Source organism: Mycobacterium sp. PTI7 (assembly GCF_056679845.1).
In genome coordinates this window covers 4,909,695-4,931,940 of the sequence record NZ_CM155252.1, presented here as the reverse complement: position 1 = coordinate 4,931,940, position 22,246 = coordinate 4,909,695, and the positions used below count along the sequence as shown (strand labels likewise).

The 22,246-nt window shown below is 65.7% G+C and carries 17 protein-coding genes; 12 read left to right on the top strand and 5 right to left on the bottom strand.

All coding sequences use genetic code 11. The features are described from left to right. Positions 1 to 5 precede the first annotated feature (5 nt). The 8 genes from AC1MEY_RS23870 (at position 6) to AC1MEY_RS23835 (ending at position 13,251) form a co-directional block, all read left to right on the top strand. Positions 6 to 2,816, top strand: coding sequence for a helix-turn-helix transcriptional regulator (locus AC1MEY_RS23870; protein ID WP_480227844.1), 2,811 nt, complete (start codon positions 6 to 8; stop codon positions 2,814 to 2,816). Positions 2,817 to 2,883: 67 nt separating this feature from the next. Beyond that, on the top strand, positions 2,884 to 5,634 hold the full coding sequence (locus AC1MEY_RS23865) for a helix-turn-helix transcriptional regulator (protein ID WP_480227843.1): 2,751 nt from the start codon (positions 2,884 to 2,886) through the stop codon (positions 5,632 to 5,634). A 140-nt stretch (positions 5,635 to 5,774) separates the two neighbouring features. After that, a complete protein-coding gene (locus AC1MEY_RS23860; RefSeq protein ID WP_480227842.1) occupies positions 5,775 to 6,176 on the top strand; it encodes a MarR family winged helix-turn-helix transcriptional regulator in 402 nt (133 codons plus the stop codon). Between the two features lie 563 nt (positions 6,177 to 6,739). Continuing rightward, positions 6,740 to 7,939, top strand: coding sequence for an NAD(P)/FAD-dependent oxidoreductase (locus tag AC1MEY_RS23855; protein ID WP_480227841.1), 1,200 nt, complete (start codon positions 6,740 to 6,742; stop codon positions 7,937 to 7,939). Positions 7,940 to 8,101: 162 nt separating this feature from the next. Then, the gene (locus AC1MEY_RS23850) at positions 8,102 to 9,016 is read left to right on the top strand and encodes an MBL fold metallo-hydrolase (RefSeq protein WP_480227840.1); all 915 of its coding nucleotides are present in this window, start codon (positions 8,102 to 8,104) and stop codon (positions 9,014 to 9,016) included. 463 nt (positions 9,017 to 9,479) lie between these two features. Next, on the top strand, positions 9,480 to 9,923 hold the full coding sequence (locus AC1MEY_RS23845) for an MmpS family transport accessory protein (protein ID WP_480227839.1): 444 nt from the start codon (positions 9,480 to 9,482) through the stop codon (positions 9,921 to 9,923). Continuing rightward, positions 9,920 to 12,757 carry an MMPL/RND family transporter gene (locus AC1MEY_RS23840; protein WP_480227838.1) on the top strand — a complete coding sequence of 946 codons (2,838 nt, stop codon included), beginning with the start codon at positions 9,920 to 9,922 and terminating at the stop codon, positions 12,755 to 12,757. The genes AC1MEY_RS23845 and AC1MEY_RS23840 overlap by 4 nt, the downstream gene beginning before the upstream one ends. Beyond that, positions 12,757 to 13,251: a hypothetical protein gene (locus AC1MEY_RS23835; RefSeq protein ID WP_480231642.1), complete on the top strand. Its 495-nt coding sequence runs from the start codon at positions 12,757 to 12,759 to the stop codon at positions 13,249 to 13,251. The genes AC1MEY_RS23840 and AC1MEY_RS23835 overlap by 1 nt, the downstream gene beginning before the upstream one ends. 148 nt (positions 13,252 to 13,399) lie before the next feature. On the opposite strand, the gene AC1MEY_RS23830 is transcribed toward AC1MEY_RS23835, so the two are convergent. Then, positions 13,400 to 14,281: an SDR family oxidoreductase gene (locus AC1MEY_RS23830; protein ID WP_480227837.1), complete on the bottom strand. Its 882-nt coding sequence runs from the start codon at positions 14,279 to 14,281 to the stop codon at positions 13,400 to 13,402. An 86-nt stretch (positions 14,282 to 14,367) separates the two neighbouring features. Here AC1MEY_RS23830 and AC1MEY_RS23825 point away from each other — a divergent pair, with 86 nt between their 5' ends. Then, complete coding sequence (locus tag AC1MEY_RS23825; RefSeq protein WP_480227836.1) at positions 14,368 to 14,946, top strand: TetR/AcrR family transcriptional regulator; 579 nt, start codon at positions 14,368 to 14,370, stop codon at positions 14,944 to 14,946. A gap of 926 nt (positions 14,947 to 15,872) precedes the next feature. Then, positions 15,873 to 17,348 (top strand): PGRS repeat-containing protein, encoded by a 1,476-nt coding sequence (locus tag AC1MEY_RS23820; RefSeq protein WP_480227835.1) that lies wholly within the window; start codon positions 15,873 to 15,875, stop codon positions 17,346 to 17,348. Between the two features lie 385 nt (positions 17,349 to 17,733). Here the strand turns inward: AC1MEY_RS23820 and AC1MEY_RS23815 are convergent, their stop codons facing one another. Beyond that, positions 17,734 to 18,216, bottom strand: a complete 483-nt coding sequence (locus AC1MEY_RS23815) for a hypothetical protein (RefSeq protein WP_480227834.1) — start codon at positions 18,214 to 18,216, stop codon at positions 17,734 to 17,736. Positions 18,217 to 18,712: 496 nt separating this feature from the next. On the opposite strand from AC1MEY_RS23815, the gene AC1MEY_RS23810 reads away from it, so the two are divergent. Next, a complete protein-coding gene (locus AC1MEY_RS23810; protein WP_480227833.1) occupies positions 18,713 to 19,150 on the top strand; it encodes a VOC family protein in 438 nt (145 codons plus the stop codon). Positions 19,151 to 19,190: 40 nt separating this feature from the next. On the opposite strand, the gene AC1MEY_RS23805 is transcribed toward AC1MEY_RS23810, so the two are convergent. From AC1MEY_RS23805 to AC1MEY_RS23795, 3 genes are all read right to left on the bottom strand, one after another. After that, positions 19,191 to 19,592 carry a PAS domain-containing protein gene (locus AC1MEY_RS23805; protein ID WP_480227832.1) on the bottom strand — a complete coding sequence of 134 codons (402 nt, stop codon included), beginning with the start codon at positions 19,590 to 19,592 and terminating at the stop codon, positions 19,191 to 19,193. A 415-nt stretch (positions 19,593 to 20,007) separates the two neighbouring features. Further along, the gene (locus AC1MEY_RS23800) at positions 20,008 to 20,847 is read right to left on the bottom strand and encodes an SDR family NAD(P)-dependent oxidoreductase (protein ID WP_480227831.1); all 840 of its coding nucleotides are present in this window, start codon (positions 20,845 to 20,847) and stop codon (positions 20,008 to 20,010) included. After that, positions 20,844 to 21,188 carry a nuclear transport factor 2 family protein gene (locus tag AC1MEY_RS23795; protein WP_480227830.1) on the bottom strand — a complete coding sequence of 115 codons (345 nt, stop codon included), beginning with the start codon at positions 21,186 to 21,188 and terminating at the stop codon, positions 20,844 to 20,846. The genes AC1MEY_RS23800 and AC1MEY_RS23795 overlap by 4 nt, the downstream gene beginning before the upstream one ends. Before the next feature lie 140 nt (positions 21,189 to 21,328). Between AC1MEY_RS23795 and AC1MEY_RS23790 the strand changes: the two genes are divergently transcribed. After that, entirely contained in the window at positions 21,329 to 22,156 is an 828-nt protein-coding gene (locus AC1MEY_RS23790) for a MerR family transcriptional regulator (protein WP_480231641.1), read from the top strand. The last annotated feature ends 90 nt before the right edge of the window (positions 22,157 to 22,246 follow it).

Here is a 22,246-nt window from a genome sequence, read left to right as displayed (position 1 = left end):
CACGCATGCGTGCCAGCCCGCTGCCCAACCTCGTTGGCCGGGAACGTGAGTGCGCGCTGTTGAGGGACGTACTGGCCCGCCTCGGTCGGGGCGAGTCTGCGGTGTGGGTGTTTCGCGGCGAGGCCGGCATCGGCAAGTCAGCACTACTGCAGTACGTGACTGACCGGGCGTCACGGGTGACCGTCACCCGAGCGCAAGGCATCGAGGCTGACATGGAGCTCGCCTACGCAGGCTTGCACGAACTGTGCGCGCCGTTCCTCGTCGAGATCGACGCGTTGCCCGGTCCGCAGCGCGATGCGCTCCGTGTCGCATTCGGGGTGGCGGCCGGTGATCCTCCTGACCGTTTCCTGGTCGGCCTCGCCGTGTTGACCTTGTTCACGCGGGCCTCCGAGACGCGGCCGGTACTCGTCGTCGTGGACGACGCCCAGTGGCTCGATCGGGTATCGCTGCAGACGCTCGAGTTTGTGGCGAGACGACTGCTGGCCGAGGCGATCACGATGGTGTTCGCCGTCCGCGATCCCGAGGGACACGCAGTCCTGCACGATCTGCCGGAGGTCCGGGTCAGCGGACTCGGTGCCGCCGCGGCCGGCGAGCTTCTGGAGGCTGCCGTGGACGGGAGACTCGAAGCGCGCGTGCGCGACCGGCTGGTCGCCGAGACACACGGGAATCCGCTGGCGCTCCTGGAGCTCTACCGAGGCCGCAAGGCTGCAGAACTCGCCTACGGCATGGACGGGGGCACGACGAACGATCCGGGGCCGGTGGCGAGCCTCGTCGAGCGGGACTTCGCTCTCCGGCTGGAATCACTCCCGGCTTCGACCCGAACGATGTTGCTGATTGCGGCCGCAGAACCCGTCGGCGACGCCCGACTGCGTTCTCGTGCGGCGGCGACGCTGAAGGTCACGCCCGATGCCGCCCCGGCCAAGGCGGCCGGGTTGATCGAGTTCGGCGAGTTCATCCAGTTCCGGCACCCCTTGGCCCGATCCGCTGTCTACCACCAGGCGGATCCCCGCGATCGTAGAGCGGTGCATCGTGCACTTGCCACCGCGACGGATGCCGTCCTCGACCCGGATAGGAAGGCCTGGCACGACGCGCAGGCGGCCGCCGGGCCGGACGAGGATGTCGCAGTAGGCCTGGAGCGTGCTGCGGAGCGCGCGCGACAGCGCGGCGGCATGGCCGCCGAGGCGGTGTTGCTCGAACGCGCAGCCGAGCTCACCCCGGACCCGTGGCAGCGCGGGCGCCGAGCCCTTGCGGCAGCCGAGTCGCATTTCTCCGCAGCTTCTCCCGATCGCGCCACGGAGCTGGCTTCGCTGGCGGGTCTCTGCCCACTGAATCACTTGGACAGCGCACGTCTGGCGCGGGTACGTGCCAGAATTCTCTTCGCTCGGAGCAGGAGCGACGAAGCGGCACCTCTGCTTCTCGATGCGGCCGAACAGTTCGCGGCCGCCGAATCGCCCCTCGCACGGGAGACGTATCTGGAGGCGATCAGCGCGACGGTCTTCGCAGGCCGGGTACATGGTCCGTCAGGAGCCCGCGCGGTGGCAGTCGCCGCCCGCGCTTCTGGTGCTCCGCCCTCGAGTTCCGAGCCGGCCGACCTGCTTCTCGACGGTGTGGCCGCACTCCTCGCCGAAGGCTACGAAACCGGAGTCCCGGCGCTTCGTCGCGCTCTCGAGCCGTTCGCCCGCGAGGAACTCAACAGCCGGGAGGCCATCTTGCGGTGGCTCCTCCTCGTTCCGGTTGCACTGGAGTCCTTCATCCACTACGCCTGGGACCTGTCGGCGTGGGAGACTCTCGCCACTCGCGCGGTACGTGTGGCTCGCGACATCGGGGCCCTCGGCGATCTTCCACCCGCGCTCATCTACGCCGGTGGCGTGCACATCCACCATGGCGACTCGGCTGCGGCGGCCCGAATGATCGACGAGGCCGACGCGATCGCTGCTGCCACCGGCAACGCGCCGCACACCTACGCCGCACTCGTGCTGGCCGCCTGGCGCGGCGATGAGAAAGCGGCCGCCGGCATCATCGCAGAGGCCAAGGCCAACGCCACCCAGCGCGGCGAAGTCTCGCTGCTGGGAGCTACCGGATACATCCAGGGTGTCCTGTACAACGGCTTGGCGCGCTACGACGAGGCGTTGGCCGCGGCACGTTCGGGTATCGAGCACGATGGGTTCAACTTCACCGGCCTTTCCTTGGTCGAGCACGTCGAGGCCGCGACCAGATGCGGTGAGTTGGACCAGGCCCGGCACTCGCTCGCACGGCTGGTGGAGGTGACCGCCGCAGCCGACACTGGATGGGCGCGCGGCGTCAGTGCCCGCAGTCGCGCTCTGCTCACCAAGGGCGACGAGGCAGATCACCTCTACCGGGCCGCCATCGAGCAGTTCACCCGTGACCGCGTGGTCGTCGAGGTGGCGCGTACCCACCTTCTCTACGGCGAGTGGCTGCGTCGAACTCGTCGGCGCACGCTAGCGCGGGACCACCTTCGCATGGCCCACGAAATGTTCGACGGGATGCGGGCCACGGCGTTCTCCCAGCGGGCTCGTCGCGAGCTACGCGCCACGGGCGAGCACGTCCGGTCACGAGACGCCGAGTCGGCGAGCAGCCTGACCCCGCAGGAGGCGCAGATCGCGGCGCTCGCTGCCGGCGGGATGACGAACCCCAAGATCGGCGCGGAGATGTTCCTCAGCCCACACACCGTCGAATGGCACCTGCGAAAGGTCTACACGAAGCTGCGGATCAGCTCCCGTCGCGAACTATCGGGTGCGCTCGCTGCGCCGCCAGGCGCGGACCCTGGGCACGCAAGCTCTCCGTCACCCATCTGATCCACGAGGACGTCGAACGGGTTCGGTGGCTCAGCAAGCCGCCCGTCGATACGCTCCCGTGGGGGACATGCAGAGAATGAATGAAGAGCCGGTACAGCTTCTCGGTCGGCGGCGCCAATGCGCAGCCCTCGATGCCCGCATCGCGGATGCAGCGGGCGGTCGCAGCGCGTCCCTGGTTCTTCACGGCGAGCCCGGCATCGGCAAGACTGCGCTCCTGGAGTACGCCCGGAGTCGCGCGTCCGGGTGCCGAATACTCCGCGTCGGAGGCGTAGAAGCAGAGGTGGAACTCGCCTTTGGCGGAGTCCACCAGCTCTGTGCGCCTTTCACGAGCCGCATTGGCCACCTCCCCGAACCGCAGCGCGCAGCGCTTGAGATTGCGTTTGGGCTCAGCGCGGGACGTCCCCCCGACCGCTTTCTCGTCGGACTCGCAGTTCTCAGCCTGTTGGCCGAGGCCGCCGAAACCCAACCCCTCGTGTGCCTCGTGGACGACGCGCAGTGGCTGGATCAGATCTCGGCTCACACGCTGGCGTTCGTCGCCCGCCGCCTGGTGGCGGAGCCAGTAGCGTTGCTGTTCACCGTCCGTGATCCGATCGAGGGCCACCCGCTGCAGGACCTACCTCGGCTCCAGATCGGGGGGTTGGATGACCACGACGCCCGAACGCTGTTGGCCTTGGCGGCCCCCGGGCGCGTCGACGAGCGCATTCGCGACCGAATCCTGGCAGAGGCGCACGGTAATCCACTCGCGCTGCTCGAGCTTCCCCGTGAACTGACTGCAGCGCAGATGACGACACAGCACCCTCGGTTGGACGATCAGCCTGTTGCCAACCAGATCGAGCAGGGCTTCCTCCGCCGACTTCGTCGTCTGGCGCCCGATACCCAGCGCTTCGTGATCCTCGCCGCGGCTGATCCCGTCGGTGACGTGGTCTTGGTACGGAGGGCCGCGGAGAAGTTGGGCATCGACGTCTACACCGCCAGCGCCGAAGCGCAAGCAGCGGACTTGTTCACCGCCCGCACGATGGTCCGGTTCCGGCATCCTCTGGTGCGTTCGGCGGCCTACCGTTCCGCATCCGCCGACGAGCGTCGGCTTGTGCATCACGCGCTGGCCGAGGCGACCAATCCTGAACTCGATCCAGACCGCCGTGCCTGGCACCTGGCGAGCGCTGCCGGTGTTCCGGATGAGCGAGTGGCCGTCAGCCTGGAAAATGCCGCCGCCCGCGCCCGCGCCCGCGGAGGTGTGGCCGCGGCCGCCGCGTTCCTAGAGCGTGCTGCCCAGCTCACGCCCGACCCCGGCCGTCGCGGCTCTCGATCCCTGGCTGCAGCCCAGGCGAAGAGCCAAGCAGGCGAGTTCGACGATGCGCTCGAACTGCTCGACGCCGTCCGGCTACAACCGGTGGATGAGCACGAGCAGGTGTTGGCCGACTTGGCCCGTGGACGCGTCTTGTCCTCTTCCCGAAGTGCGAGCGCGGGCCTGCCCCTTCTGCTCGATGCAGCTAAGCAACTCGAGTCGTTCGATCCCGTTCTGGCGACGGAGACCTATCGTGACGCCATCTACGCCGCCCAAACTGCCGGCCGCCTGCCAGACGCTATCGGAGTGAAGCAAGTCGCGACCGCCGTCTTGGCCATGCCGCGCCCACGGGATCCGTCGCGAGCGGACCTTCTCCTCGAAGGTCTATCGCGCATGTTGGTCGAGGGATACCCAGCCGGGATGCCCTTGGCGAAGCGCAGCCTGAAAGCGTATGAGTATGAGCCACTCTCGCTGGAAGAAGGGCTCGGATGGCTCCCGCTCGCCTGCCGAATGGCGCATGACGCGTGGGAATTCGACCTCTGGTCGGTGCTCTCGGCCCGGCTGGTCGAGCAGGCTGCCGACGCCGGAGCGCTTGCGGTCCTGCCGTCGGCGCTGCTGCTGCGACTATCCAACCGGGTGTACGCCGGCGAGCTGGTGACAGCCGAGTCGTTGGCCGCGCAAGCCGCGACGCTGGGCGAGGTGACCGGGAGCAGCTTCTTTGCCCACTATGGCGCCGTGGTGGTCACCCCGTGGCGAGGAAACGAGTCGGATGCGCGGCAGGCGATCGACGTCATCGTGCGTGATCCGCTGTTGCGCGGTGAGGGCAAGGTAATGACGGCGACGGAATGGTCCGCGGCAGTGCTATACAACGGCTTGGGCCGGTTCGACGAGGCTTATGCCGCCGCTGTCCGCGGCTCTGCCCATCCTCTGGAACTAGGGCTGTCGACCTGGTCCATGGTCGAACTCGTCGAGGCTGCCGCACGGCTCGGTCGTCCAGGTGACGCAGCCGCGGCGGTGCAACACATCCAGGACATGGCAGCAGCGGCGAGGACCGACTGGGCATTGGGCACAGCGGCCTACGTTTCAGCGCTGGTGAGTGCTGGCTCGCACTCGGAGGATCGCTACCGGCAAGCCGTCGAGCAGCTTGAGCGCACCGACGTGGGAATGCTCACGGCCCGAGCGCACCTCGTCTACGGCGAGTGGCTGTGCAACCAGCACCGACAGTCCGATGCACGCGACCAGCTGGCGGGTGCGTACGAAACGTTCACCCAGATGGGAGCCGGAGGGTTCGCCGAGCGGGCGCGGCGTGGACTTGCCGCAACGGGAGTGGTGACGACCAGGCCGCCACCGGACACCGGGACGACGCTGACCTCGCAAGAGAGGCAAGTTGCGCGTCTCGCAGCTGAAGGTCTGACCAACCCGGAAATTGGGGCCCAAATGTTCCTCAGCGCGCACACGGTCGAATGGCACATGCGGAAGGTGTTCATCAAGCTCGGGATCCGATCCCGTCGAGACATCGGAGACCGGATATAGCCACCGGTCCAGAACGGTTCGGCTGAGAAGGTATCCAATGATGCGGTCACGGGTAAGCTGATCGAATGGCACGCGCGACACCTCGGGCTACCCAGGCGAATCGAGCTACCGATCGGCCCGGGGACACCTCACCGTTCGCGATGGGACTGCTCCTGCGCCGGGCCCACAACCGCGCCGCCAGCGAACTCGCCGCCGCGATGCACCCCTTCGGTCTCGAGTTGCGCCACTTCGCGATGTTGATCGTGCTGGTTGATCGCGGACCGACGTTGCAGCGCGATCTCGTCGAGGCAACCGGATTCGACAAGGCTGCCGTGGGCCGCGCGATCGACGATCTGCAGATCGCGGGCCTCGTCACGCGTGAAGGTGTCGAAGGCGACCGCCGGGTGTGGATGGTGCAGATCACCGAGTACGGAGTGACGGTCTTCGACGAGGCTCACCTGGAGGCGCGGGGTATCGCCGACATGTTGGTTGCGCACCTGGAGCCCGGCGAAGCCGAGCAACTGGCGGACCTGCTCACCCGCTACACCTACCCAGAACTGTAACTACCCCCGGCCGCCATCTCAGTCGAAGCAAGAGATTGACGGCTGAATCCGATACGCGCAGCCGCATCGTCTGGGTGAACTCATCGCGTACGAGTTCCTACCTCGCCGCAAGGGAGCTGAAACCTTCTCTGGCCCAGACGAGTTGGATCCGGTTACGTGATGCCATACGCACAGCCGGGGGTTCGACGTCTGCTTGAGACGAGTCAACCGCTGCGAAGCAGGAGCAACCGCTGCGACAGCTGCCCAGCGGGTGCAGTCGAGCGAGTTGATTCGTCTTCGGCTTGACGCCGGTCGGAGCCGAGGGTGTGCTCGGAGGAGCGGACCCTCGAATACGCGAGCCCACGGCGCAACGTTGGCAGCACTAGTGCGCGGTGGCCACGACGGTCTTGAATCGCCTCTAGCTCGAGGATGACCAAAGGGCTCGGTCTGGATCTGAGTCGCCGCGTGGATGAATTGGCCACGCCGTAGCCGTTCTGGAAGTCGGAGGTCCGCCGGCGACTACGCGCTCGATCTCGCTGTGGCGACCCCGGAATGCAACTTGAGAACCTTTGGAGGACAACGTCATGAAACAGATACTCATCCTCGGCGGCGGATTCGCTGGCGTGTGGACTGCGGCCGGTGCTACCCGCGTCTTACGCGACGCCGGGACGGCAGCAGCCGACATTCGCGTGCGTCTCATCAGCAACACTGACAACCTGGTCATACGGCCGCGGTTGTACGAGCGCGATCCCCATGAGATGCGCGTGCCATTGGACGACGTCCTCGGGCCGATTGGAGTGGATCGACTGCAAGCCGATGTGGAGGCGATCTCCCTCGACCAACAGACCGTCACGGTTCGGGGACTCGACGAAGAGCCGGATACCGCCGTCTACGATCGCTTGGTGTTGGCGACCGGCAGCCAGCTCCTTGCCCCCAACTTCCCTGGCGCAGAACATGTTTTCAGCATCGACACCATTGATGCGGCGGCGGCCCTCGACATCCACCTACACCGGTTGCCGAGTCGCACGCGCTCAGCTGCCCGGTACACCGTGGTGGTGGTGGGCGCCGGATTCACTGGTCTCGAGATTGCGACGGATCTCGTTGATCGGCTTCGAGACATCGCTGGCTCGCAGGAAAGTGTGCGCGTGGTCCTCGTCGAGCGCGCCGGCGTACCGGGTCCCGAACTCGGAGACGCCCCACGCCCGACGAACGTCAGGGCCCTCGACGACCTCGGTGTCGAACAGCGACTCGGCGTCACGCTGGTTTCCGCAACAGCCGATCAGGTAGAACTCTCCAATGGTGAGGTGATACCAACATCGACCGTGGTCTGGACCGTAGGCATGATGGCCAGCCCGTTGACCACGCAGATTCCCGCGGCACGAGACCGGTTCGGGCGGTTGCCGGTCGACGGCTTCCTGCGAGTGGTGGGCGTTCCTGGCTTGTATGCGGCAGGGGACACCGCGGCCGCGGCAGCCGAGGAGGGCCATCCCACCATGCAGAGCTGCCAGCATGCCCTGCCGATGGGCAAGTGCGCCGGCCACAACGTCGCCGCGGGTCTTCTCGATCTTCCGCAGATGTCGTTCACCACCGATCCCTATGCGAACGCGATCGACCTCGGATCCGCAGGCGCCGTGACGACTACTGGCTGGGAGCGGACCGTCAATTCGACTGGTCCAGAGGCCAAGGCGATGAAGCAAGCCATCAACACGAAATGGATCTATCCGCCGACTGAATCGGCTGACGTGATCTGGGCCGCGGCGGCACAGTTCGGGAAGGGTGCGTGAGGTCGCCGGCGCCAGCGAGATCATCCTTGCGTCCACGTATTGGACCAATGCCGGACTCGCGTCACGCCTCCGTCGATGGATGAATCCGCTGGTCGCGGTGCGTTTTAAGTCGTGACGGGGCATCCGCGCCGTCTTCGTTGTACAGCATAGGAGGAGAAGAACATGGACGCGGTCAGTGTTTCAAGCCCCGCCACGTCGGCACACGATGAACTGGTTCCGTCGCGATACGCGCTGAAGGTCGGTGACATCGATGTTTTGGTCATCAGCGACGGAGTCCTGCCGATCACCACCTCGACGTTGGCCACCAACGCCGACTCGGCCGACCTCGCAGCCTGGTTGCAAGACATGTTCCTGCCGCCCGAGGTACTCGACTGGCCATTGAATGTGGCCGTGGTGCGCAGCGGTGGTCGGACCATCCTCATCGATTCTGGACTCGGCCTGGAGTTCCCGGACTTCCCGCGGGCGGGTCAGTTGGCCAGGCGCCTGGAGGCCGCAGGCGTCACCCCGGAATCGGTGACTGACGTGGTGCTCACCCATCTGCACATGGACCACGTAGGTGGGCTGCTCGCCGACGGTCTTAGGGCGCGGATGCGTCCGGACCTACGGGTGCACCTGGCATCTGCCGAGGCCGAATTCTGGGCGTCGCCCGACTTCTCCCGCACCGTGATGCCCGCGCCCATTCCGGATGTGCTTCGGACGACGGCGTCTCGATTCTTGGACGTCTACCGCACACAGCTGAAACCGTTCGAAAGGGAGTATGCCGTGGCCCCTGGTGTCACGGTCGTCCGCACCGGAGGGCACACGCCCGGGCACAGCATCGTTCGCCTTGAATCCCGCGGCGACCGGCTGACGTTCGCTGGTGACGCGGTGTTTCAGCCTGGTTTCGACAATCCTCAGTGGCAGAACGGGTTCGAGCACGATCCCGAGGAAGCGACGCGCGTCCGGATCCGGTTGTTACAGGAGTTGGCAGCGACAGGTGAGTCGCTGGTGGCCACTCACCTGTCGTTCCCATCGGTGTGCCGGGTAGCTAAGGCAGGGGACGCCTTCCGCTTCGTCCCGAGCAATTGGGACTACTGACGACAGGTCGAGTGCGTTCACCACAGCGCGTGGGACTCACGCCGCCCACCACGCAGCGGATTTGGCGACGATGGCCTCCGAGTGACGTGAGCCTTGCTTGGAACGCGTTCATCCGCTCGGAGGTCCTCGTATGCCCAAGTGTCCTGCGAGCGTGCGTCTGAATACCGTTGACGTCAAGGCGTTGCGAATGTTGACGAGCCTGTGAACGGTCATCCCTTCGCTCGGCCAGCCCGTCGATTCACCAGACCCCTGTTGTCACACCCGTGACCTAGTTGCGCCGGACAGATTCATATGCAACCGTATCAGGTGCGACGATCAGTGGGTAGGCGGTCAGAGCGTTGCGACACCGGGCAGTGCATTGATGCCGCGCAGCAGATGCTCGCTCGGGCGCGAAGGACGCACAGCCGGGCGCCTGAGGTGGCAGGGCGCACGCACTGATCCTAATTTTCGAGAAGGTAAGAGCGTGAAGAAAGATTCCATCGCCAAGACCATCCTGACGAGGGGATGGATTCCGATATCCGCCGTACTCGTAGTCGGTGTTGGTGCAGGCGGCATGTGGAAAGTGCACCAAATGTCGGCCCCGGCAGCGGTCATCACCGTCAACGGTCCCCAAGCCCCAGAACAATTCACCCCCAAGCAGCTCACTTACGAGCTGTTCGGCGAGCTGGGCGACCGTGGAATGCTGTCCTACATCGACGTCGATGGACATCCCCAACGGGTCGACCTGACCGAATTGCCATGGTCGCATACCGAGACGACCACGCTGACCGTGGTTTCGGGAAGCATCTCCGCCCAAGTCCAGGGCGGTGAGGTCATCTGCCGGATCCTGGTCAATGGGGTCGTCCGCGACGAACAATCGGCCACCCGCCAAGATGCCGACGTCACCTGTCGGGTGAAGTCCGCGTGAGTGCCCACCAGGCCAAGCGCCCGTTCTTCGCCAGAGCCGTCCGACTTCTCGCAGTGCCCATCGTGGCGTTCTGGGCTTTACTGGCAGTCAGCACCAACACGTTCATACCGCAAGTGGAGAAGGTCGCCGACGAACTCGCAGGCGCGATGGTGCCGACCTATGCGCCATCGCAGTCGGGAATGCTCCACATCGGTGAAAAGTTCCAGGAGTCCACCTCGACCAGCTTGACCATGGTGGTGTTGGAGGCCGACCGGCCGTTGGACGACGGCGACCATCGGTTCTACGACGACCTCGTAGGGCGGCTCAAGCACGACAGCACCCACGTGCAGTACGTGATGGATCTGTGGGGAAAGCCGATCACTGCCGCCGGCGCGCAGAGCAACGACGGGAAGTCCGCCTACGTCCTGTTGCGCATCGCCGGCAACAGCGGGCAGATGGAAGCGAATCAATCCGTAGACGCCGTCCGCAACATCGTCGATGGGCAACGTCCCCCGCCGGGACTCAAGGCGTACGTCAGCGGTGCTGCACCGTTGGCTTCGGACACAGTGGCCATCGCCAATTCCAGCCTGAACAACATCACCATCGTGACGATCTTCTTGATCATCGGAATGCTGTTGTTGGTCTACCGTTCGGTGTCCACGGTATTCGTGCCGCTTGCCTCCGTGCTGATTGAGATGCTCGTCGCGAAGGGCGTCATCGCCACCCTTGGTCACCTCGGATACATCGAACTCTCGTCATTCGCGGTGAACATCGTCGTTGCGTTATCGCTTGGAGCGGGAACAGATTACGGCATCTTTCTGATGGGGCGCTATCAGGAGGCACGCTTGGCCGGGGACAGCCGCGAAGAAGCATATTTCAGCGCTTACAAGGGTGTTGCGCCGATCATCATCGGGTCAGGTTTGACGATCGCCGGTGCCGGTTTCTGTTTGAGCTTTGCGCGGTTGAACTATTTCCACACCATGGGTCCGGCCGTAGCCATCAGCATGTTGTTCACCATCACCGCCGCATTGACCCTCGGTCCGGCCGTCCTGACCGTCGGTAGCGCGTTTGGACTCTTCGACCCGAAGCACCGCGTCAATGCACACCTTTACCGACGGATAGGGGCCAGCGTGGTGCGTTGGCCGGTGCCGATACTGGCGGCCAGCTGCGCGGTGGTCATGGCAGGGGCGGTGTTCGTGCCCACCTATCGGGTCAGCTACGACGACCGCAGCTACCAGCCTGCCGGTGCCTCGGCCAATGCGGGATTCACCGCGGCGGACCGACACTTTCCGCAGAGCAAGCTGTTCACCGAGATGTTGATGGTGGAATCCGATCACGACATGCGGAATTCGGCAGACTTCATCTCCCTGGACCGAGTGGCGAAGGCGCTCATACGACTGCCCGGCATCGCGATGGTGCAGGGCGTCACCAGACCCCTCGGCCGCCCACTGGAGCACGCCAGCATCCCGTACCTGTTCACGGCACAAGGCAGTAGTAGCGGTCAGCAGTTGCCGTTCAGCCAGCAGCAGAATGCCAATAGCGACGAGCAGGCCAAGATTCAGGCCGACAGTGTCCAAGCGTTGGGCAAGACGATCGAACTCGTCCAGGAACTGTCCCGTGAACTAGATGCCACGGTACTCACGCTGGAGAACCTGCAGGCGATCTCCGACGAGATCAACGAGGACATCTCCAACGTTGACGACTTCTTCCGGCCCCTGAAAAGTTACTTCTACTTCGAGCCGCACTGCTTCGACATCCCAATCTGCTGGGCGTTCCGGTCACTCTTCGACGGACTCGACGGCATCGACGCACTCAGTGAGCAGATCGGAAACGCTGTCACCAACCTGCAGGCGGTTGATGCGCTGCTGCCTCAGCTGATCTCAGAACTGAAGATCACGTTGAGCAATTCTCGGGCCCTACAGGCCATCGTCGTCAACTCCTACGGTCCCGCACATCTGCAATCCACTCAGATTCAGCAGACCTTCGACGATTTGATCAACGTGGGCAACGACTTCGACGAGTCCCGCAGCGATGACTTCTTCTACATACCGCGTGAGGCCTTCGACAACGAGGACGTCAAGACCGACATGGCGCTGATGATGTCCCCGGACGGTAAGGCCGCCCGTTTCATCATCACTCATGAAGGCAATGCCATGGGTCCCGAGGGTATCCAGCACGTCGAGCAATTTCCCGACGCGGTGAAGATTGCCTTGAAGGAAACCTCGCTAGCAGGCGCGAGCATCTACATCGGGGGCGCAGCGTCCAGCAACAAAGACATCAAGGAACTGGCCGCCGCCGATCTGCTCATCGTGGCAATCGCCGCCTTCGTACTCATCTTCTTGATCATGCTGATCCTGACCCAGAGTTTGATCGCCGCAATCGTCATCCCCGGCACGGTGGCTTTCTCCTTCGCAGGAGCCTTCGGACTGTCAATCCTAGTGTGGCAACACCTTATTGGCCTGCACCTGCACTGGCTGGTACTGCCGATCTCGTTCATCATCCTGGTGGCGGTCGGGTCCGACTACAACCTGCTCTTGATCGCCCGCGTCAAGGAGGAAGTGGGCGCCGGGTTGCACACCGGCCTCATCCGCGCCCTTGGAAGCACCGGCGGAGTGGTGACCTCGGCGGGCTTGGTGTTCGCGTTCACGATGCTGGCGATGCTCATGAGTGACCTGCGGACCATCGGGCAGGTCGGGTCGACGGTGTGTGTCGGCTTGCTTCTGGACACACTCGTCGTGCGGTCCTTCGTGGTGCCGTGCCTGCTCCGCATCCTCGGGCCCTGGTTCTGGTGGCCGACCTTGGTTCGGACCCGGCCACGACGAGAACCGACCGACTTCCCGGGAGTGATCCGATGATCGGCACTGCTCTCTTTGGTTCCCTCACGATCGGCTCTCTGATCGCCGCCGCGATGTTCATCTGCCTGGCCCTCATATTCGTCCAGCGGTGGATGACCCGGCCGACTGCGCCGGGTGGCGAGACCGTAGGGGTAGCGCCCGCGGTTTTGAGGAAACTGCGTCGGCGCGAACCGCTCAGCGACCAAGAGTTCGCCATCGCGGCGGACGTCATCGCCATGCGCGGCTCTCCACTGGCGTATTCGATTCCAGCCGCGATCTTCAGCGTTGGCTGCTTCTATGTGTTCGGAAGCCTTGAGCACCTGCATGGGGCCACGCCTTCGGAGCGGACCTTCCTCGGGGTGATTCCCATGTTCACAGCGGCGAACGTGACCCTTCAGCTAGCGAAGAGTGCGCGTCTGAAGAGGCGACTTCCAGCTGAGTTTCGACGCAGCCGAGGCATGTCTCGAGATCGACGTGGCCGGCGGTCGCATTCAGACCGGGGGGCCCACTCTTGAAAGGTGCGCAGCGGCCACTGCACGTGGGTCGTGAGAATGCAACGCCCTGGAGGCTGCTGGCGGGTGCAGGTCCCGAGAGTCGACACCCCGAACGGGTGGGCGCTACCTCCGACCTATTTCGCATCGTAGGCGAGCGGAGTGGTTCGTATCAGGGCCGAAGGTTCTCGAGATCGGCGAGAAGGCCGGGATGCGTCGGGTGCCAACCCAAGACGTCGCGAGTGTGGCGACTCGAGGCCGGTTGGTCCAGCGCGAAGATATCGCCGAACGGGCCGAACTCCTCCTGCGGGACAGACTGCACGGGTAGTCCCAGCCGGCGTCCGATGACGGTCGCGATGTCACGCACCGCGACGCCCTCCTCGTCGACTGCGTGCCACGACGTGCCCGGCTGCGCTGACTCCAGGGCCAGCCGGAAGACGATGGCAGCGTCGCGGGCATGCACGGCGGGCCAACGCTGCGTGCCATCGCCGGGGTAGCCCGCGACACCGGTGCGACGCGCCGTCGTGGCGAGAACGCCTGCGAATCCGCCGTTTCCGTCATCGTGCGCGGTGCGCGGAATGCGCACCGCAACGCTTCGCACTCCCTGCGACGCAAGACTCAGCAGCGCCACCACTGCGCGGCCGCGCCCCCCGACCGGCCCCTCCGTTGGCGGGGGATCAGCCTCGGTGGAGGCGCGTCCCGCGATCCACGGCGTTCCGGAGGCGACGACGATGGGCCGATTGCTACCCAGTAGCTCGTCACCCATTGCCTCCAATGCGTCCGTCTCCGTGACGATCTCGCGCGTCAGCGCGTCCGGCGTTGCGGCTTCGTGCCCGAAGGCGAGGTGGATCACGCCGTCGGTCCGTCGGACCCCGTCCCGCAGCACGTCGAGATCCAACAGTGTGCCGCGCAGCACCTCGGCGCCCGCGTCGGACAACGACGTCGCCGAGGCGTCGGAGCGGGCCAGCGCGAGGACGGTGTGCCCGTTGCCAAGGAGTTCGGTGACGACGGGCGAACCGATGGTGCCGGTTCCCCCGGTGACGAAAACGCGCACGTGACTCTCCAGACGTAGTGATGAGACCTTTGTCCCGTCAACCTACTACGTGATGGGACAAAAGTCCCGTCGCCTAGGATGGGTCCATGGGCCGCTGGGAACCGGGTGCGCGTCAGCGACTGGTGCTCGCGGCCGTAGACCTGTTCACCGAGCAGGGCTACGACGCCACCACCGTCGCCCAGATCGCCGAGCGGGCCGGCGTCACGAAGAGCACGTTCTTTCGCCACTTCCCCGACAAGCGGGAGCTGCTCGTCGCCGGGCAGGAGAGCCTGTGTCGATTGCTCTCCGAGGGCATAGCGGAGGCGCCCAACGGCGCGAGTGCGATGGTTGCGGTCGCGGCGGCACTCGAACGTGCCTCGACGATGATGGGTCCGGACAATCGAGAACTCGGCCCCCGCATCAAGGCTGCCGTCGCTGCGAGCGCCGAACTGCAGGAGCGCGACGCCTTGAAGACAGTCAGTCTGGCGGCGGCCATGACGGCTGCGCTGAGGGACCGCGGCGTTCCAGAGATGACCGCGCACCTGGCCGGGGAACTCGGCGTGTTGGCCTTCAAGCAGGGTTACGCCCGATGGTCGGAGAACGAGCATCAGGACGGGCGGGGGTTGGCTGAGTACGCGCTGACGGCACTCGACGAACTACGCACCGCCTCGCAGTCTCTGACTTGATCATCTCTCTAGGCGCCGCGGGCGCGAAGACCCCGGCTGCGTCGACTGGTGCGAACGAACCGGTCGTCAAGTGAGAGAACCCTATTGACGTCGGCGACCGGTGCACCATGGGGGGCCGGCGTGTCCAGGATGCGTCCGCGGTTGCTTCGCCCTCGCCACCTCATTTGTAGCGACACGAGACACGCACAGGGTGCAGTTGCACATCGTGTAGTGCCCGGTCGCGTTGTCTCACTTTCTGTCTCACACCGCGTTCCTCACGTCTTGCCGGTGCGAGTTGATATGACTGCGCGCTCGGGACATCCCGCCGTTCTGCGAAGAGGCAGACGTTGAGGCGTCGATCATCTCGACTGCTAGTGCAGGACCCTCGTGCCACGACGAGCCGCTCGGATGCCTCGACGCAATCTTTGCCTGCACCTTGCGAGATCGTCTGCCGCCGTCACCCCGGCCGCGTCCTGCGAAGGCCTGGTCGCGTCGACATGGGCAACGGCGCGGTGGCCTGGTCAAGTGACGCGCAGGCGGCTTCCGGCGGCGGGAAAGAATTTAAGGGCGGACCAGCAATCCGTCATGCCGTTGTTGCGGGTGGGAAGCATCGGGGTTGGCAACGGATGGAGTGCGCCTCGAAGCGCTCAAGTGGAGCGTTGGCTCCGCGGCTTTCCAGTCCTTACTGGCTTCGGACGGCTGATGGCCGCGCCTCAACTCCCGAGTTGTTGCAAACTGTGGCTTTCCTGCGCGGGGTCTGTCAAGCTGTCATCAGCAAACAAGTGACATAAGGAGCGCCGCGGGTGACAAATCTACCCACCACCATGTTCACCGCTCTGGCGGCCGGTGTTCTAGCCACCACGGGGGTCACCGCCGTCGCTGCAGATGGTGAACGGGCAGCATTCGCGAACCCGACGGTCGCGTCGCACGTGATGTACGCGCAGCCAGTGCTGGCCGCCGTCGCGTCGCCCAGCCCGGCACCCAGTGCGCTACTCGGCGCACGGTTCAACGCGGCTGCCCCGCAAGCTGCAGCACAGGGAAGCGCCACGGACCCCGGTGGCACGCTCATCTCGATCACGCCGACTGCACACGGCTCGGCAGCGTCAGCCGGAGCGTCATCGCGCCCGGCATCGGGCAGCAGCGCTACCGTCTTCACACCTGAGGTCGTCGCCGGTGTCGTCGCGCATGCAGGTGGCGGAACACCGGACACCGCGGTCACCGTACTGGTGGCCTCACCCACCGGCGCACTTCAGGTGGCCACCACGACGATCGCGGACCTGCCCGGAGCGCTGGCCGGTCTGCTGGGGGACATCGGCGGCCAAATCCCGATCATCAACATCTTCGTCCGCAACGGAAACGCGACCAACACCGACGGTGGCTTGCTGATCGGCAACGGGTTCACGTCGCAGTCCTTCGGCGTGGCCGGCGGCCGCGGCGGCTTGCTGCTCGGTAACGGCGGTGATGGCAGCGCCAGCATGGGCGGCGGCATGGACGGCGGCGACGGCGGCGCGGCAGGGTTGTTCGGTACCGGCGGTCGGGGTGGTGACGGCTTCGGCGCGAACTCCGACGGCGGCGACGGTGGACGTGGTGGACTGCTGGTGGGCAACGGCGGCGCAGGCGGTGTGGGCGGCAGCGTCACGGGCATCGGCGCGGTTGGCAGTGATGGCGGTGACGGCGGCACCAGCGGCATCTTCGGCGTCGGCGGGGTCGGCGGGGCCGGTGGCAGCGCCACGGGTGTGGCGAATGTCGGTGGCACGGCGGTTCGGGGCGGTGACGGCGGCGCCGGCGGCGACTCGACGTTCAACGCCGGGGCCGGCGGCCAGGGCGGCTCGGCATCGACCGGCGCCGGTGAAGGCGTCGATGACTCAGCGACCGGCGGTCAAGGCGGCGCCGGTGGCAACGCCCAAGTCGGAGACGGCGGCCGCGGCGGCGAGGGTGGCAACGCGACCGCCAGTGCCGGCGATGCCACTGGCGGCCAAGGCGGAGCCGGCGCCGACGGCTCCATCATCGGAAGCGGCGGCCGCGGCGGAGACGGCGGCACCGGCACAACCGAAACGGGCGTAGGTACAGGCGGTGTCGGCGGGACAGGCGGCGCCAGCGGTTCGGCCCTCGGGGGCGGCGGCCGAGGTGGCGATGGCGGCAACGGAGTTCGCAACGACACCGGTGGGACCGGTGGCACTGGCGGCGCAGGCGGCGACGGCCGGGGCGTCGTGACCGGTGGCGGTCGCGGCGGCAACGGCGGCAACGGTGTCGACAACAACGGCATCAATGTCGGAACCGGCGGCGACGGCGGTAGCGGCGGTAGCGGCAGCCTCGGTGGCCGCGGTGGTAACGGTGGCGACGGAGGCGAATCCAACGGAAGCGGGGGCGCCGGCGGCGGCCCCGGTGGCTCCCCCGGTAACACCGGAGGCAGCGAAGCCTAAAGCGTGCCGCGCAGGTTTGAGAGCCCTCGCGGCGGACGAGAATCCGGCTCTGACGATCCGGTCCCGACGGAGCACGTCCGCGGTCACCCGCACCGGTAATCCGGATTCCGTTGTGTCACAGCGGCTCACATCTACCATCTAGGGCCTGGTGCTGTCGGCCAGCACGCCGTAGTCGGCCTACGGTTCGGCATCATCGGTGAGCGCGAACTGTCGCTGGCGTCGGCACTACTTCCTGCGCCGCAGTTGAGACTGCCTCGCGCGGCACGTGCACGGCAGCGTTAGGGACGGACTTCCTCGAGTCCCGTGACGGCGATGTCATTGCAGCGAATTGCACGGTGGGGGAGTAGCACCCCGTCGACGAGGGTTGTGCGTTCGGCCCAAGCGTTCAGCGGTATTGTTCGGCTATTCCCGGGAGATGCCGGCACGCACCCTTCATCTCCTCGGCGTAGGTGTCGAACTCGGCCCGTGCTTCCTCCGCCGTCTGACCTAGCGCCCTCTCGACCGACTCGCGATCGCCGCCGAACAGCACGAACTCATCCAAGGTTTCCAGGACAGCCGCCGAGAAATCGCAACGTACTACTGCGACCTCAGCGAAAATGAACTGCCACCGCCACGCGTTTATCTCCGACGGCGCTGCGACCACTGCCTGAAAGGGCTCAGATTCACCGAAGTCATAGGTGGTCAGGAACAACAGCTCTAACGCGCCGTCAGCCAACGCGGTGACCATGGAGATGCGAGCGTCGTCGTCGAGTTCCGGTGCTGCGACGACCAGCCGACCTGCCGACCAGGACGCACTGAATTGCGACAGCCCATCGAAGAGGTGACGACGAGCCGTGTCCCGCTCGCTTTGGCTGATGGGGCGCATCACCGGACCTTCCCACTCACGAGCCGCCGAAGGGCGACTCCACTAGGGACCAGAACCAAACCCGCCGGTCGCGTAATGTTAACGGTTTGCTCTTCGTCCCAACGAGACCCACATCGACGGGTCCGCCGTCGGCAAGAGATTGACGGTACGACGTGAGGTAATGCGCCACTGTGGTTTGACACGTGCCAGATCATTGCGGCGGAAATCCGTTGCACGGCTTGGCCCAGCCCGATTACTGTCGCCGTCGACTCCGCCCAAGTCGTATCTACCCGGTAAGGGTGCGACCTACCGCGCACGGTGAGGGTGGCTGCCCGTTCGAGCCGGGCCGGAGCCGGAGGACCCACCGCGGCGCGGATCGATCGGGGTCCTCACCACAGTCGCGCCCGAAGGGAATGTCGATGGTCCCGGCGCAGCCGCTTTCGTATCGCTTTCGTGGACCATTTCGCAGTGCTACATCGAGGCCCACCCTTCCTCGCCCCTGCTCGCTACCATGCGACGCATGCCCATCAAGCTAGAGAATGTCGGCATCGCCGTTCGCGACCTCGAGGCAGCGATCGCATTCTTCACCGACCTCGGCCTCACCGTCATCGGCCGTGACACCGTCTCGGGTGAATGGACCGAGACGGCCGTCGGCCTGGATGGCAACCACGCCAGCATCGCGATGCTTCAGACACCAGATGGTCACGGCCGTCTCGAACTCTTCGAGTACATCCATCCTTCCGCGGTCGATTCGACGCCCACCGCCCCCAACGAGATTGGCATGCACCGCGTCGCCTTCTCGGTCGACGACATCGAGTCAGCACTGGAGACGGCCGCGAGGCACGGCTGCCATCCGCTACGCGGCGTCGCGACCTACGAGGACGCGTACAAGCTGACCTACGTACGCGGTCCCAGCGGGATCATCGTGATGCTCGCCGAGGAGTTGAAGAAGGACTGACCTTCGGCTCGGCGACGAGGTTGACGCGCCGCGGGGGTGTTCAGCGCCAGCGCAGCTCGGTCACGTCCGTGATGTAGAGCATCAAGAAGGGATCCGTGGCCCGAAGCAGCAGTGGCGCGGACACTGCCGTGTGCACGGCGTAGCCCTCGACGTGATGCCAGTCGACGACGTCGCCGTCCTTGGCCGCTTCCAACAGCCTCATGCAGTCGGCAGGCGTCGCCTCCGCTTGACCGGCCAGCAATGCCGAGAGGTCGAGGCCGATCATGGCGCCGTCCACATATCCGAATAGCGAAACTGCGGCTGGGTTGGCGTATGCCACCACGGCATCGGGGGCGATGCCCATCACCGCACCGGGCATGCGATCGAGCAGCACCCGCGCAGGCAGGTGGCCGAGCAGTCCTTCGAGGTCGGTGGGTTGGTCTAATCGGCGGCGATCGTGCACGTGCCCACCCCAGCTTCCCTCGATCATTGCTTCGCGCGAGTGGTGCGACGGTTATCGAGCCATTCGTTAATTGGCTATTCTCACCGTGCCGCGCTTACTGGATCACCGGGGTGATCGGTGACCCTCCAGTCCGTGCCAGCCGTGCACGCAACCTGCAGCGAAGGGGCTCTTTGCGCCCTGCACGAGCGAGCCGCATCCCTATCTCTCGCATCTGCGGAGTAAAGAGAGAAAGCGCGCCCCCGTGGGACGACCCGCTCGTTGGTCGATGCCCGCGCGGAGCGACCACTGTGGACGCTGGCAGCAGTACGACGTCCCGCCCGGCTTCCGCAAAGAGCCGACCCGACCCGCTGATCTCGGTCAGCTGCGCCGTGAAATCGGCGGGTCGGGTCGGGTCGTGCTCGTCTCGCTCGGCCCGTCAGTTTGGAAAATCCGCGCTACGAGAGAGGTTTTCGCTCGCCCGGATGTCAGCTAGGGTCTGCGCCAGCGTGTCGGTCACGGCGTCGTAGCCGCTGTTGCCCAGAACCAGCCGGCGGGGCGGTGGGTCCGCAGCCATCGCCGCGATCACCGCACGGGCACCGCGGTGCGGATCGCCGGGTTGCGTCCCGTCCATCTCGACGAAGGCGGCGCGGACCTGCTCCAGCATGTCGTGGTACTCCGGGATCGCCTCCGCGACGGGCTCGTTGGCGAAGCCGGCGTAGGCGTTCGTGCGGAACGCTCCTGGTTCGACCGTCAAGACGGAGATGCCCTGTGCGGCCACCTCGTCGCGCAAGGCGTCGGTCACGGCTTCGATGGCGAACTTCGTCGCGCTGTAGTAACCGAATCCGGGCGCTGACACGAGCCCGGCCACCGAGGACACGTTGACGATCCACCCGTTGCCGCGGGCGCGCATCCCTGGCAGCACCGCACGTGTCACCGACAGCACGGCGAAGAAGTTCAGTTCGAACATCGCCCGCAACGAGGACTCGTCCATCCCCTCGATCGATCCGTACCAACCGCGGCCGGCGTTGTTGATGAGCACGTCGATGCCGCCGAAGTGCTCCTCGGCGGCATGCACCGCACGCCGCACCTGCGCCGCATCGGTGAGTTCGAGCGGCACCACGAGAACGCGGTCACCGTACTGCTGCGCCCAAGTGTCCAGCTCCTGCGGGCGCCGAGAGGTGAGCACCACACGGTCGCCGGCCTCGAGTGCGGTCTCGGCGAACGCCATCCCGAAGTTGCCCGGGGTGCCTCCGGTGATGAACCACCGCCGCGTCATGGCTCGATCACCACCCGGCTGATCACAGTGCCGTCGAGGGTGAAGCGGTAGTGCAGGTCGGCGACCCCGCCCGGGAAGTCGCCCTCCAGGTGCTGTCCGACGTCCACTCCTACGTCGGTCGTCGTCGCACCGGTGAACGAGGTGGTGTAGGCGAACTCGGCGGCCGCGGTGGCCACCCAGGCCCCGATCTCGTCATGTCCCGTGTAGTCGTGGCCTTCGTCGGTCACCACGGCATCGGGGCTGAGTGTGGCCAGCGCTTGATCCTTCTCACGGGCATCTACCGCAGCCATGAACGTTCTGACGGTTTCTGGGAGTGCATCCCAGTCTGTGGTGTTGGTCATGACCCCACGATGAGAGTTGCCGTAGGGGGAAGGTCAAGCCCCGGTTCGAACTCCGTTGTGATGTTGACCTTGCCCTAGGGGGAGGCTTGAAGATGGTCGTGTCCCAGCATGTGGGCGATGCAGACGCAGAGGAGGACGCCATGGGCGCACAGGTCTCGATCGGTGACTTCGCCGTGATGACCAGTCTGAGTAGGAAGGCGCTGCGCCACTACCACGACATCGGCATCCTCGAACCCGCTCACATCGACCCGTACACCGGCTACCGCTTCTACGACACCAGCCAGGTTGATCACGCCCACATCATCCGCCGGTTCCGATCGCTGGGCATGTCCATTCCCGACATCAAGGCGCTGCTGAGCACTGAGGACGCCGCGGCCCGCACCGAGATCATCACGACCCATCTCGCACAGATGGAGGAGCAGCTGCAGCAGACCCGCGACACCGTGGGCGCGCTGCGCGAGTTACTCTCGCCCGTAACCACTCCCGCCCACGTGGAGCTGCGTCACGAGCCGGCGCTCGCGGTGTGGTCCGTGGGCGCCACCATAGACGTCTCCGAGATCGACAGCTGGTTCGGGATGGCGCTCGGGACGCTGCGAGACGCAGTCGCGGCGGCCGGCAACGCACCTCTCGGGTTCGTGCCGGGCGGTCTCTACGACCGGACGTTGTTCCTCGAATCACGGGGAAGGGCATCGCTGTTCGTACCCGCGCCAAATTCAGCGCATCCCCCGAGGGGCGTCCGTGCCGAGGTCCTACCTCAGGCCGAGTTCGCGGTGCTCACCCATTCCGGCGGCCACGACGGTATCGACCGCAGTTACGGGGCTCTGGGAGTACACGTGAACGAGCATCTGATCAGCGACCAGGGACCGATCCGCGAACACTACGTCGGCTCGACGCCCTCGGAACCGTACGACTTCACCGCCACAGAGATCTGCTGGCCGATCTTCAGCACCACCCCACCGCCCGAGTGACGGCACAACGCCGCCAGTTCATACCGCGAACCAGTGGGTAACGCAGACCATCCGTTCAACCCACCGAACCCGCACGTTGGCACCGCACCC